At 37.8% G+C, this 14,567-nt stretch carries 8 protein-coding genes; 3 read left to right on the forward strand and 5 right to left on the reverse strand.

Translation table 11 applies throughout. The features are described from left to right. Positions 1–103: 103 nt before the first annotated feature. From CW736_RS10055 to clpB, 5 genes are all read right to left on the reverse strand, one after another. Entirely contained in the window at positions 104–4,822 is a 4,719-nt protein-coding gene (locus CW736_RS10055; protein ID WP_101013817.1) for a T9SS type B sorting domain-containing protein, read from the reverse strand. A 118-nt stretch (positions 4,823–4,940) separates the two neighbouring features. After that, positions 4,941–5,651 (reverse strand): SAM-dependent methyltransferase, encoded by a 711-nt coding sequence (locus CW736_RS10060; protein ID WP_101013818.1) that lies wholly within the window; start codon positions 5,649–5,651, stop codon positions 4,941–4,943. A gap of 57 nt (positions 5,652–5,708) precedes the next feature. Then, positions 5,709–6,968: an exonuclease domain-containing protein gene (locus tag CW736_RS10065; protein WP_101013819.1), complete on the reverse strand. Its 1,260-nt coding sequence runs from the start codon at positions 6,966–6,968 to the stop codon at positions 5,709–5,711. A gap of 102 nt (positions 6,969–7,070) precedes the next feature. After that, on the reverse strand, positions 7,071–8,849 hold the full coding sequence (locus tag CW736_RS10070) for an AMP-dependent synthetase/ligase (protein WP_101013820.1): 1,779 nt from the start codon (positions 8,847–8,849) through the stop codon (positions 7,071–7,073). A 217-nt stretch (positions 8,850–9,066) separates the two neighbouring features. Then, entirely contained in the window at positions 9,067–11,673 is a 2,607-nt protein-coding gene (gene clpB / locus CW736_RS10075; protein ID WP_101015110.1) for an ATP-dependent chaperone ClpB, read from the reverse strand. Positions 11,674–11,897: 224 nt separating this feature from the next. Between clpB and ytxJ the strand changes: the two genes are divergently transcribed. Genes ytxJ through CW736_RS10090 form a run of 3 tightly spaced genes read left to right on the forward strand, consistent with a single transcriptional unit; the run spans position 11,898 to position 14,509 of the window. Next, positions 11,898–12,296, forward strand: a complete 399-nt coding sequence (gene ytxJ, locus CW736_RS10080; RefSeq protein ID WP_232735344.1) for a bacillithiol system redox-active protein YtxJ — start codon at positions 11,898–11,900, stop codon at positions 12,294–12,296. A gap of 3 nt (positions 12,297–12,299) precedes the next feature. Continuing rightward, positions 12,300–13,124, forward strand: coding sequence for a M48 family metallopeptidase (locus CW736_RS10085; protein WP_101013821.1), 825 nt, complete (start codon positions 12,300–12,302; stop codon positions 13,122–13,124). 50 nt (positions 13,125–13,174) lie between these two features. Further along, positions 13,175–14,509 carry an MFS transporter gene (locus CW736_RS10090; RefSeq protein WP_101015112.1) on the forward strand — a complete coding sequence of 445 codons (1,335 nt, stop codon included), beginning with the start codon at positions 13,175–13,177 and terminating at the stop codon, positions 14,507–14,509. Positions 14,510–14,567 lie beyond the last annotated feature (58 nt).

Genomic DNA, 14,567 nt, shown 5'->3' on the forward strand with positions numbered 1-14,567 from the left:
CGTTTTTATTTCGCTTTCGCGAAAGCGGAACACCTATAATTTAAAATACAAAAGCGAGTTATTGAAAAATAACTCGCTTTTATTAGTTAAGGAATCAGTTGGATTATCGCTTTAAAGCAAAGTGGCCTTTAAAACTACGCCCGTCAGCTAATTCTACCAAGTACCAGTAATCACTGGATGGCATAGGAGCTCCATTATAAGTTCCATCCCATCCTTGACCCGTAGCGCTTACTTGTTTCAATAATTTACCGTGACGGTCAAAAATATAAATACTCGCATCAGGAATGGTTTCTATTGCAATGACTTGCCAAGTATCGTGATACCCATCTTGATTAGGAGTAAAATAAGGAGGACCACCTATGATGACAGCATCCATTGATACAGTTCCACAACCGTTTTTATCTCGTACATAAATCGTGTAGAATCCTGGATACAGATTATTAAATCGCTGACTGTCTTGATACACAAAGTCATCTAATGAGAATTCGTAATCACCACTTCCAGTGACAATTGCTGTCAGTGTGTTGGTGTTTACTTCAAACTGTCCTACATCGATGCGTTCAATTATGGCTACATCAGAGGCTACAACAGTTACTGTTGCCATACTATCACAACCATCGCTGTTGGTTACCGTTACCGTATAATCGCCACCAGAGGCAACATCAATAGTCTGTGTCGTTTCTCCAGTAGACCACAGGTAGCTAGAGAATCCTGGACCTGCGTCAATAGTTTCAGCAACGCCTGCACAAATAGTATAAGGTCCTTGGTCAGCAATAAGAGGTCGTGCAAATACTTCTATTCTAAAAGTAGATAGGTCATAACAATCTTGATTAGCAGCATTCTCTATTCTTGCGTAGATCGTTTGTGATCTAGAAGTATTGGTATAAGGAAAACTCAAGGCATTGATATCATTGTTAGCATCTGTTAGACTGCTGTGATAAGTCACATTGAAGTCTGTAGTGTTTTGACCGTTATAGATCGCAGCATCTTGTGTGCTGAAATCAAATTCTTCAAAACCATCGTTGCTGATGTCATCACAACCTACCACGTCAGTTCCAGTTCCTGCCGTAGGCTGTTCACTTACGGTTAAGGTAAAACTGGTCGTATCAAAACAAACCGGATTTGAGATCGCTTCTATTCTTACAAAGATAGTTTCTGGAGTCGTCGTGTTACTAGCATAAGAAGTAGCTAACGCACCAGTATTCATGTCGGCATCATTTTGTGATGGGTGAAAGCTGATATTGAAATCACTGGAGTTTTGTCCATTTAATACTTGGCTATTGGCCATGCTTAAATCAAATACCTCAGAACCGTCATTTCCAGGATCATCACAAGTAATCATATCCACAACTGGATTTGCCGTTGGAGTAGGACTGATCACAAATCTAAAAGTAGAGGTCGTGTAACAGCTATCATTATCAGCGTTATCGATTCTGGCAAATAAACTAGGTGTGGTACTGCTCACTGCATAAGGGCTGGACAATGGATTTGCATTAGCATCAGCATCTGCTTGAGAGGCGTGATAGGTCACATTAAAACTAGGATTGGTCTGTCCATTGAGGATCGCATTATCAAACTGAGATAAGTTCACGTCTTCTGTTCCATCGTTAGACGGATCATCACACACAATAATATCTGCTGGAGTTCCTGCAAGTGGTAATGGATCTACAAACAGATCAAATACAGCAGTGTCGTAACAGCTGGTATTGGCATTGGTTTGAATTCTTACAAAAACTGTTGTAGAACCACTATTGTAACTAGTAGGTAATGGCGTTGCTCCACCTACAGATCCTAAATCAGCATCTGCTTGTGAAGTAAAGTATTCAATGCTAAAGTTAGCTGCGTTTTGAGTTCCTAAAACTTGATTGTCTTGAGTACTCAGGTCAAAATCTTCTAGCCCGTCGTTACTGGCATCATCACAAATACGGTATTCGGCAACGTTATTAGCTATTGCTTGCTCGTTGAGAATGATATTGATAGGTGTGGTATCAAAACAAGTTGGATTATCACTATTATCTATTCTTGCAATGATGGTTGTTGTACCAGTGGTAATGGTAAATGGACTCATAAGTCCAGGAGTATCAGCATCTGCATCTGCTTGATTTAAATGATAGGATACTACAAAAGTAGGAGTCGTTTGCCCATTTAAAATGCTAGCATCAAATTGTGACAGCGCAATATCTTCGGTCCCGTCATTACTAACATCATCACAAATAATTAAATCTGCTGGAGCTGTTGCTAGTGGGATATCATCTACAATGATATCAAATGATGTAGTATCAAAGCAGTCGGTATTAGTATTGTTTTCTATACGCACATACATGATTTGACCAGCACTACTGTAAAGGTTGCTCACAGGAGTCGCTCCACCTATAGATCCTAAATCTGCATCTGCTTGAGAGGTAAAGTATTCGATATTAAAATCTCCTGGATTTTGAGTGAGAAGAATTTCTGGATTTCTAGAAACCAGATCAAAGACTTCAGAATTATTGTTAGATGGATCATCACATAACCTGTAGGTCGCCACTGGGTTAGCTACTGGTTGTGTATCTAAGGTCACTATAAATGAAATGGTATCAAAACAAGGCTCGTTATTGAGGTTATCAATACGAACAAAGAAAGTTGTTGTTGCAGTAAGGTCAAATGGGGACACTTGATCATTTGCACCAGCATCTGCATCTGCTTGATTTAAGTGATAGGTAGTTACATAATCAGGATTTGTTTGAGCCGCAAGGACCTCGCTATCAAAGTCAGTTAGAAGGATGATTTCAGAGCTGTCATTTCCTGCATCACATACAGAGCTATCCATTACTGGATTTGCAATGGGAGTATCCCAAACAAATAAATCTACCTCAGTAGTGGAAGTACAACCACTAGGACTATTATCTTCAAGTCTAATAAAAACTCTTTCGGTAGTTACCGTACCGTTAGTGTAAGTTGCTGGATTAGGGATAGGATTCATTCCAGTTCCTGCTTCAGCGGCAGTATTGTGATAAGAAACAGTAAAGGCACTGGCAGGTAGTCCATTAAGAACCTCTGTTTCTGTAGATGTTAAATCAAAAGTAGAGAAACCATCATTGTCATTGTCACAATTATTTAAGTCCATAGGTCTCGTGGCTCCAGCACCACTGGCAACTATTACATCAAAGGACCCGGTATCAAAACACAATCTAGAAATAGCATTTAAATTATTCGTAATCCTTGTGTATACGGTTGTAGTACCTAAAGGAAAATCATAAGGTAAAGTAATAGCACCTACGTTATTGTCTGCTTGATTCTGAGTTAAGAAATAAGCAACTAAATAGCTAGGGTTGGTTTGCATGTTGAGTACTTGAGGAGTTTCTACTAGGTCAAGATCTCTACTTTCTATTCCATCTCCATCGCTATCACATAGAAAAACATCAGCCACTATATTGTAAATAGGGTTGGGGTAAATGGTAATATCTGAGGTTGCTGTAAATCTAAAACCACCATTACGTACAACTAAGGTAACGGTATAAACTCCAGGGCCAGGAAAGGTATGAATTGGATCCTGTAATGTACTAGATGGACTACCATCACCAAAATCCCAAGTCACTGTTGAAGTAACACAGAAATCTGCAGTAGAGGCTTCAAATTGCACAGGAGTTTGATCACAAAAGTTCACTTGGTTGATGGATCCACCACTAGCACTTCCAGCAACAAATGAACTAAATGAAGGTTCAAAAAACGAAGTGATAAACGGCGGTAATCCCTCTCGAGAATTATTGTTCAGGGCAACTCCATCATCGGTATAAGCAGCTCCAGCACCGACTATGTCAGGACTTCTTATCACTCCTAGCCAGTTTTGACATACTCGAGCGTGGTAAATTTTACCGTCAATCCCTAATTGCAAGGCACCACGACCACTATTTGCTCCAGTTGCGGCAAGCGCAACAGGCGAAGAGTTCCATCCACCACCACTATTGATGTTGTATTGTAGTATCTCTCTGGTGTTTGTTGCTCCACAACCATTTCCAGTATCATTTGAATTGGCATTTAAATAAACCAATTGCGAGTTTGGAGAGAACTCCGTACCATAAAATCGATCACGAGTACCAGGTGTGGTTAACGCGACAGGATTGCTAACGACACCAGTTATATTGTTAAAATCAGCCAGCCATGCGGTTCCGGCATTACCAATAGAGGTGTTTGATATTTTACTTGCATTTGGTGACAATCGAATATAACCTCTTGCATCAGTTAATCCATTTGTTCCTGCAACAGTTGAATTGACACCTCTGGATGGAAGTATGATACCACCAGCAGCGGGATAGGAACTGTATACCCCATTTTCAAAAGTTACAATCCAATAAAAATTACCGTTATCACTCAAGGCTGCGGTCACTTTTTCTTGAGTGTTTTGTTGTATAAGGATGTCTCGTCGGCCTGGTAAAACATCACCAAGCCCTGCGTTTAAAGTCATATCAACAATACTGTATCTCAGACCTTGAAATCCACCAATTGTGACTACAAAATACCTACTGGTACTACCTAAATCTGGAATAATAATAGCAGATTGAGCACTAGATGAATTTCCGGAGAGCCCGGTACCATTAGGCATAGGCAAGCCATTTCGATTCCAAATCGTGGTTCCATCAGAATACATTTGTAGGACTCCACAAGAGTCTGATATAGAACTACAACCTTCATCTGTATCTAAGCTACCAGCAGGGGCAGCTAAAGGAGCGCCAGTATTAAAATCTACGCTGGCATTAGTCCCGAAAAACCACCAAGCGGCTTCTAGCTGGGCAAAGGCTATTATGGGAATAAATATAAAACTTAGAAGGAATAGTTTTTTCATTACTTTTTGTTTTGGAAGCCCTAAAATACACTATTTTATTGGATTCCATGTACTGAACAAAAAGCCGATAACTAGACTATATATGAGATTTTACACTGTAGAAGTGTTAATTTATAAGTTATCCTTGAATTATAAAAATCGCTGGCCTTTTATGAAGTTCTGGAATTTGCTTTTTCCACAGATCTACGGTCAGCGTTTTTATAAACTCTGTGGGTAAACTGATATCGCAAGCGATGCATACTTTTGTGTTTCCAGATAAGGACAAGAGCAGCTCTTCTAGCATTTTGTTATTGCGATAAGGTGTTTCTATAAACGATTGGGATTGCTGGTTTTTTATAGAACTACTTTCAAGTTCTTTTATTTTTTTACGTCGTTCTTGCTTATCTATAGGCAAGTACCCGTTAAAGGCAAAATTCTGACCGTTTAAACCACTGGACATCATGGCCATAAGAATGGAGCTAGGGCCAACAAGGGGTTGTACTCGTATTCCTTTTTCATGAGCGATCGCAATAACATCGGCACCAGGATCTGCAATTCCAGGAACGCCTGCTTCACTCATAAGTCCCATGTTTTTACCTTCTAAGCAAGCTTGCAGAAAGGCTGGTAATTCGCTTTTTTCCGTAAATTTATTGATGGTGGAGAACTGTAAAGAAGGTTGTGATTTAGAAGGGTAAATACTCTTTATAAATTTTCTAGCTGTTTTTTCATTTTCTACAATATAATGATCGACCATTCCTACAACCTTTTTTACAGATAGCGGCAATACCTCTAAAGGACTTATGTCTCCTAAGGTTACTGGTATCAGAAATAATTTACCTTTTTCTTCCATGGTTTGAACTCTTGGTTTATTTTGAATAGTTGTATCGCTTTCGCGAAAGCGAGGTGTTTATAAATCAATTATTTGGTGGACTCTTTTATGCCTTAAGTAACTGCTTATAATATGAGTCACTTGCTTACCTCCGTCAATAGGAGTTAATAGGCTTTTGAGCATGGAAGCATCTGTCATTTGTATTCTTAGACTAACAAATGCATAGCCAATGACTTTTCCTTCTTCTATGAGAATGACACTGCGCTCGCTTGCCTCGCGACCTCGATCCACTATGATCTTACTTTTCCCTAAGATGCTATACTTTTCTTTTATTTCAGTAATAATAGCTTGAGGAGATTTATTTTCTTCTTCTTGCTTTTCTAAAAAATTAGTTCCAGATTTTGAAGAAGAAAAGCTAAGTATATAATTAGGATCCTTTACAGCAGACTTTACCTGAAGCGTCGGTTGATCTTGCTTATCTACATGTATATATAATCCATGTGAGAAATTAGTTCTTTTAATCTTACCATTCAAAATAGGTTCGTGCTTTCTAACTTCTATAAATTCCTTTAGGATGGAAATTAATTCATTTCCAGTTTTTTCAAAAGTAACATCGGCTACTTGCTTTTGAATTTCTTTAGATTTTTTATTAGAACCGGTAAAGAGTTGGGTTACTCTCTTCTTTATATTTTTACTTTTTCCTATATAAATAATCTCTCTACTGGAGTTATAGATGTAAAATACTCCTGTAGTGTTGGGAACGCTTTCCAAGATTACTTTAAGATTTGCCTCTATTTTTAAAGGTTTGAAATATTTTAAACTTTGAGAAATGATCTTTTTATCGACATCTTTTTGAAGTAATAATTGAAACAATTTCACGGTAGCAAGTGCGTCACCGGTGGCTCTATGTCTATCGGTAATAGGAATTCCTAATGCTTTAGTCAGTTTGCCTAGATTAAAACTTTGTTGTTCTGGTAGAAGGCTCTGTGCTAATTCTACTGTGCAAAGTGTCGGGCGCATGTAATCAAAGCCTAACCTGTCAAACTCTAATCGCAACATACGGTGATCAAAATCGGCATTATGTGCCACTAGGGTGACCCCTTCGGTAATTTCTATAATTCTTTTTGCTACTTCATAGAATTTAGGAGCGCGTTTTAACATCGCGTTATTAATTCCAGTAAGTTTTACCACAAACGGCTGAATTTCTTTTTCTGGATTTACTAAGCTTGCAAACTGATCTACTATTTCATGACCGTCAAATTTATAGATGGCGACCTCAGTAATACCCTCTTCATTATACTTTCCACCGGTGGTTTCTACATCTACTATTGCGTACAATTCTCCATTTTTAAAAGACCATTAGATCTATTATTATTATGCGTAAGCTAATAAAAAAAGCCGTGGTATAACACGGCTTTAGGTAATTTATGCAAGGACTTATTAAATCTTTGAACCATAGATCTTGATGTAAAGATCTTGGTAGCGTGCTTTAATATTTCTGCGTTTTAATTTTAGAGTAGGAGTGAGGTGTTCTGCCTGGATGGTCCACTCTTCTGGAGTGAGTTCAAAGGTTTTAACACGTTCCCATTTTCCAAATTTCTGGTTGTGTTCTTCGACTTCTCTTTGATATCTAGCGATGACTCTTTCATTGCTACACAAATCTTTCCAATTTTCAAAAGCAATTCCTTTGTGTTTTGCCCAATCAGTAAGGAATTGAAAGTTAGGCTGTATAAAGGCTGCAGGCATTTTTTCTCCTTCACCTATCACCATAATCTGTTCGATAAAACGACTTTGTTTCATCATATTTTCAATTAGTTGTGGTGCCACATATTTCCCGCCAGAAGTTTTAAACATTTCTTTTTTACGATCTGTAATTTTAAGGAAGCCTTCAGAATCAATTTCACCTATATCTCCCGTATGGAAATAACCATTTTCATCAATTGCTTCTTTTGTTTTTTCTTCATCCTTATAATAACCCATCATGCGTTGCGGTCCATTTATCATAATTTCTCCATCTGCAGCGATGATGACATCGGTATCTGCTAGCATTTTACCTACGGTGCCAATTTTAAAACCACCATCTCTCATATCATTAACAGAAATTACGGGACTTGTTTCAGTAAGTCCATAACCTTCCATTACAGGAACTCCCGCAGCATTAAATACTCTTGCTAATCTAGGCTGTAAAGCTGCACTACCACTGGCAATAGCTTTTAAATTACCGCCTAGAGCTTCTTGCCATTTAGAAAAGATTATTTTCTTTGCCAGACCTAGTTTTTTCTCGTACCACCATCCGTTTGCCCCGTAAGGTTCCCATTCGAGACCTAGTTCAACAGCCCAAAAGAATAGTTTTTTCTTTATACCGGTAAGATCACTCCCTTTTGTTATTATTTTATCATATACCTTTTCTAATAATCTAGGTACAGCGCTCATTACCTCAGGAGAGATTTCTTTTAGGTTATCTGAAATGGTTTCAAGTGACTCTGCAAAATAAATCCCAGTACCTGTGTAGGTGTACATATATTGAAGCATGCGCTCGTATATATGACAAACGGGTAAAAAACTTAAAGCTTTTGACTCACCTAATTCTAGAGGTAACCTGCCAGCACTAGTCATGGCGTTACTAGAAATATTTTTATGAGATAGCATCACACCTTTAGGGCGTCCAGTTGTTCCAGAAGTATAGATTAAGGTAGCAAGATCTTCTACATCAATAGAAGCCATGATATCTTCTAACGCTGGTTGATTGCTATCGTCTTTTCCTAATTCTTTAAGATCTTTCCAGCTTTTACATCCTGAAATGTCTTCAAAGGAATACACCTCTATTAAAGAAGCCACTTGATCTTTAATTTTCATGACTTTATCATAAACCTCTTTGTCTGAAACAAAAACATATTTTGATTCACTGTGGTTCAAGACGTAAGCATAATCTTCTTCAGAAATAGTTGGATAGATAGGTACATCCTGGGCTCCAGTTTGCATAATTCCTATGTCCATAATGTTCCACTCGGTTCTGTTAGTGGTAGAAATGATAGCTATTTTATCATTCTTCTGAACTCCTAATCTCAAAAGACCTCTAGAGACGGCATTTGCCTGCTCTACAAAGGACTGCGTAGAAGTTTTTATCCATTCACCATTTACTTTTGAAACTAGTGCATCTTCACGAGGGAATGTTTCTAGCTGATAATGAGGGAAATCAAAAAGTCTTTTATACTGCATGTTTAATTATTTCGTAGATGCAAAGTAGTGAAACATTGGGAATTTTCAAAAGCTCTTTTTACGATAATTATAATTTTATGGGTCTCGCTTTCGCAAAAGCGTAATTTTTAACAGCCTTATTCATTAAAAAAGCTCCTTCTTAACTAAGAAGGAGCTTTTTTCATCTTTTTGTATTGGAAACTAATCTTTCAAAAGTAGTTGCTTAAATGGTTTATTTTTATACATCTACATTGTTCGTTTGGTTTATAAAAACCAATTCGTTTTCAAAAGCGTCTATGAGAACAATACTATCTGCAGATATGTTACCAGATAATATCTGTTTGGAGAGTTCGTTGAGAACATCTTTTTGAATCACTCGCTTTACCGGTCTCGCTCCGTACTGCGGGTCATAACCTTTCTTTGCCAATAACTCAATAGCCTGCTCTGTTGCGTCAATAACAATCCCTTGTCCTTCAAGTAATTTAGTAATCCCTTTAAATTGTAAACTTACTATTTCCTTGATTTCAGATTCATTGAGAGGTGTGAACATAACAATATCATCAATACGGTTGATGAATTCTGGACGCACGCGTTGTTTTAAAACCGCAAGGACTTCTTTTTTAGTCGTTTCAGTTAGTGTCGCCAAATCACTTTGGTAATTATCAAAATTTTCCTGTATGATATCTGATCCCATATTAGAAGTCATGATAATAATCGTGTTCTTAAAATCTGCTACACGACCTTTATTGTCTGTCAACCTTCCTTCATCGAGCACTTGCAACAAAATATTGAACGTATCTGGATGAGCCTTTTCAATTTCATCTAGTAGTACGACGCTATAAGGCTTTCTGCGTACTGCTTCTGTAAGTTGTCCACCTTCATCATAACCTACATACCCCGGAGGAGCACCGACTAATCGACTTACGCTATGACGTTCTTGATATTCACTCATATCAATACGCGTCATAGAATTTTCATCGTTAAAAAGGAATTCTGCTAGTGCTTTGGCAAGTTCTGTTTTACCAACTCCCGTAGTTCCTAAAAAAAGAAATGAACCAACGGGTTTTTTCTGATCTTGTAAACCTGCGCGACTTCTTCTTACAGCGTCGCTTACAGCTTGTATGGCTTCTTTTTGCCCTACAACCCTATGGTGAAGCTCGTCTTCTAGTTTTAAAAGTTTCTCGCGGTCACTTTGAAGCATTTTAGTAACTGGAATTCCAGTCCATTTAGCAACGACTTCAGCGATGTCTTCATAAGTTACTTCTTCTTGAATCAAGTTGTTAGAATTGTCATTTGCTTCCATATCTGCGAGCAACTTGTCCAGTTCTTCTTGGGCTTGTTTGATTTTTCCATAACGCAACTCTGCTACTTTTCCATAATCTCCATCCCGCTCGGCGCGTTCCGCTTCGAGTTTGTAGTTTTCGATATCTGTTTTTGCGTTTTGGATATTATCGACTACGCTTTTTTCATTTTCCCATTGCGCGTTGAGTTCGTTGCGAGATTCTTTAAGATTAGCCAGTTCGGATCTTAGATTCTTTAGTTTAGACTCGTCATTTTCTCTTTTAATTGCTTCGTGTTCAATTTCTAACTGCATGATTTTGCGATCCAGCACATCGAGTTCTTCAGGCTTTGAATTGATTTCCATACGCAATTTTGCCGCTGCCTCATCCATAAGGTCAATGGCTTTATCTGGTAAAAACCTATTGGTAATATAGCGCTGTGATAATTCTACAGCACCTATAATCGCCTCATCTTTGATTTGTACTTTATGATGTGTTTCATATTTATCTTTAATCCCTCTTAAGATAGAGATGGCACTTTCTGTATCTGGCTCATCGACCATTACTTTTTGAAAGCGACGTTCCAAAGCTTTGTCTTTTTCAAAATACTTTTGGTATTCGTCTAAAGTAGTTGCGCCTATTGCTCTCAGCTCACCACGAGCAAGAGCGGGTTTTAAAATATTTGCGGCATCCATTGCGCCTTGGCCGCCACCAGCTCCAACCAGCGTATGGATTTCATCAATAAAAAGAACAATGTTGCCGGCACTAGTAGTTACTTCTTTTATAACAGCCTTTAAACGCTCTTCAAACTCTCCTTTGTATTTGGCTCCTGCAATAAGCGCTCCCATATCCAGAGAAAAAATTTGCTTGTCTTTAAGATTGTCAGGAACATCACCAGCCACTATACGATGTGCGAGGCCTTCGGCAATGGCAGTTTTACCAACACCAGGCTCTCCAACAAGTATAGGGTTGTTTTTAGTACGTCTAGAAAGGATTTGTAAAATGCGGCGTATTTCTTCATCTCGACCTATGACAGGGTCAAGTTTCCCTTGATCTGCTAGCTGATTGAGGTTTTTTGCGTATTTATTAAGGCTGTTATAAGTTTCTTCGGCACTTTGAGAAGAAACGTTATTTCCATTTCTCAATTCTTCAATAGCTAATTCTAGGTTTTTCTTAGAAATTCCTTGATCCTTTAACAGCTGTGCCGTCTTTGACTTTCCATCAAATATAGATAAGAGCAGGTGCTCAATACTCACGTACTCATCGTTCATCTTTGTAGCAAGGGTCATGGCTGCATTTAATACCCTATTAGTTTCCCGAGACATTTGCAACTCACCACCTTCAACTTTAGGTAGGGAATCAATCTGACTTTTAATTAACCTTAAGACCAGATCTAATTTTACATGAAGTTTTTTAAATAAAAAAGGCAGCACATTTTCATCTACCATAGTTATTGCGAGAAATAAATGCGCGTTCTCTATTTGTTGCTGGCCATACTCTTGTACCAGTTGTTGCGCTTTTTGAAGCGCTTCTTGCGATTTTATAGTCAGTTTATTTGGATCCATAATAGTGGTTTTTAAATTCTTTTCAATTGTTATACCTTTTATAAAAGTTGTCAATAAGACAGTTTGATCTGGTTTCGTAACAGACATTATGACATGTTTGTAAAAGCCTTGTAATTTTTGCTTATTGGGACTGGATATAGTTGTAATTTAGTACTTTATAAGTAGGAATACTATTGATATTTCGCTTTCGCGAAAGCGAAACAAAAAAAAATACTATGGGTTTTATGGATAAGCTGTTTAAAACACAGCAAAATAGTGTAAATGAAGAACAAACCGGCATCCAATGGGAACCGCTAGAATCAGTGGATCAGTTAGATAATGTGATCAAAAACTCTACCTTAAAGCCAAAGGTTATTTTTAAGCACAGCACAAGATGTGGTATTTCTAGAATGGTCCTAAGGCAGTTTGAAAACGGTTTTGAAAAAAACGATGACGAGGTGACCTTTTATTTTCTCGATTTATTAAACTATAAAGAGGTAAGTGCTGCCGTTGCCAGTAAGCTCAATGTGGTACACCAATCTCCACAAGTGATTATACTGTACAATAATGAGATTTTACACACAGAATCTCATCAAGGTATTGATATCAAAAAAGTTCAACAAATTGTGACTAATAAGAAATAGATCATGCATCCTAATAAATATCTTTTAATAGCTGTAGTTTTTGTTTTATTTTCTTGTAAAACAAATGTATTTACTGGTAAAAAAACCTTGAACTTTGTGTCTGATAGCACTTTGTTTCCAATGGCTTTTACTCAGTACGATCAGTTTCTAGGAGAAAACAAGGTAGTTACAGGGACTAAAGAGTCTGAAATGATCACTAGAGTTGGCCAAAAAATAAAAACAGCTGCTCAACGTTGGTTAAATTCCATCGGTGAAGAAAAGTACTTAGCTAATTACCAGTGGGATTATAAATTGGTTCAAGATGAAACCGTAAATGCATGGTGTATGCCTGGTGGTAAAATTGTTTTTTACACAGGTATTTTACCTATTTGTCAAGGAGAAACGGGTGTTGCCATAGTGATGGGTCACGAGGTAGCTCATGCCTTAGCAAACCACGGTGCACAGCGTATGAGTGCCTCACAAGTACAAGCATTAGGTGCTGTAGGAGTTGCTGTAGGTGGTCAAGCAGCTGGAGCAAGTCAAGAATCTCAACAGCTCTTCAATCAGGCTTATGGTATAGGTTCTCAGGTAGGAGGTATGCTGCCATTCTCTAGAGCACATGAAACAGAAGCAGATAAAATAGGTCTTTACCTAGCTGCAATTGCAGGATATAACCCAGAAGAAGGTGCTCGATTATGGGAACGTATGAAATCCAATAGCGGAGGGCAAGCACCACCAGAGTTTTTGAGTACGCACCCTTCTAATGACAGCCGTATTGCCAACTTAAAAAACCTCGCTCCTCAAGCAAAAGCAGAAGCTGCAAAATACGGAGTAACTTCTTTCCAATAATCGATTAAAAAACACATACTTTTAAAGGGTTCTTAATGAACCCTTTTTTTATGAAACATATTCTACCTCGAGGCTCTAAAAAATTACTAAATGCATGGGCATTTTACGATTGGGCCAATTCCGTATATTCTCTAGTAATCAACAGTGCTATTTTTCCTATTTTTTATGCAGCGATTAGCATCAAAGCATTTGAAGAAGGAAATGTACCCGAGATGCTTAAAGGAGTTAATAATGAATCCATCATTATCATAACCACAGCGATCGCTTTTTTAATCGTGAGTATTATTTCTCCTATTCTTTCTGGTATTGCTGACTACTCTGGGAAGAAAAAACGCTTTTTACAATTCTTCTGTTATTTAGGAGCTATTTGTTGTATGGGCTTGTCTCTATTTAGCTTTGATTATTTGTGGATCAGTTTATTGATTTATTTACTGGCACTGGTTGGGTTTTGGGGAAGTCTGGTTTTTTACAATTCTTATCTTCCAGATATTGCATTTCCCGATCAACAAGATGCTATTAGTGCTAAGGGCTTTTCTATGGGATACTTGGGGAGTGTATTGCTCCTTATAATCTGTCTCGCATTATTAGAAGGTGGTTTTTACCCAGAAGATGGTTTGTTGCCAGATAATGAGTATTTCAAACTCTATTCTTTTCAGCTTTCTTTTATTCTTGTAGGACTGTGGTGGATGGGTTTTGCTCAGTACACCTATAAATACCTGCCTTTAGGAACTAAAAAGGATCGCAGTGATGTTAAAAATATTTTTACTAATGGTTTTAAAGAACTCAAAAAAATATGGAAAAGCCTATCGGCTAACTTACAGATGAAACGTTACTTAGGAGCCTTCTTTATCTATAGTATGGCGGTTCAAACAGTTATGTTAGTGGCCACCTATTTTGGTACAGAAGAGGTGCAATGGGAAGAGGACGGTGCTACCATGGGATTAATCATAAGTATTCTATTGATTCAGTTGGTAGCTATTTTTGGAGCTTGGTTGGCCAGTTTGCTTTCGCGAAAACTAGGTAACATCAAAACCCTGATCGTCATTAACATACTTTGGGCTGTTATATGTGTTTATGGATATTTTGTGGTAACTCCTATGCAATTCTACATAACAGCAGGTTTTGTAGGCCTAGTTATGGGGTCCATACAATCTTTATCGCGCAGTACCTATTCTCAGATGATTCCTGATGGAAATCCGGACACCGCTTCTTACTTCAGTTTCTACGATGTTGCAGAGAAAATAGGAATTGTTATAGGTATGCTCATTTTTGCTGTAGTAGGAGAATTAAGCGGTTCCATGAGAGAGCCTATTTTATTTTTAATCGTCTTCTTTATCGTCGGAATTATTTTACTTTCTAGAGTGCCAACTTTAAAAAGGGGGTAACTAATTATAGATATAACATATGACATAATTAATAACGATAGTTTTTAGTTATGTCATC

Source organism: Nonlabens sp. MB-3u-79 (genome assembly GCF_002831625.1).
GTDB lineage: Bacteria > Bacteroidota > Bacteroidia > Flavobacteriales > Flavobacteriaceae > Nonlabens.

Excerpts from the sequence above, each read along its gene's own strand:
- CW736_RS10055 (WP_101013817.1), bottom strand. The coding sequence starts at position 4,822 with ATGAAAAAACTATTCCTTCTAAGTTTTATATTTATTCCCATAATAGCC.
- CW736_RS10060 (WP_101013818.1), bottom strand. The coding sequence starts at position 5,651 with ATGGAAGAAAAAGGTAAATTATTTCTGATACCAGTAACCTTAGGAGAC.
- CW736_RS10070 (WP_101013820.1), bottom strand. The coding sequence starts at position 8,849 with ATGCAGTATAAAAGACTTTTTGATTTCCCTCATTATCAGCTAGAAACA.
- clpB (WP_101015110.1), bottom strand. The coding sequence starts at position 11,673 with ATGGATCCAAATAAACTGACTATAAAATCGCAAGAAGCGCTTCAAAAA.
- ytxJ (WP_232735344.1), top strand. The coding sequence starts at position 11,898 with ATGGATAAGCTGTTTAAAACACAGCAAAATAGTGTAAATGAAGAACAA.
- CW736_RS10085 (WP_101013821.1), top strand. The coding sequence starts at position 12,300 with ATGCATCCTAATAAATATCTTTTAATAGCTGTAGTTTTTGTTTTATTT.
- CW736_RS10090 (WP_101015112.1), top strand. The coding sequence starts at position 13,175 with ATGAAACATATTCTACCTCGAGGCTCTAAAAAATTACTAAATGCATGG.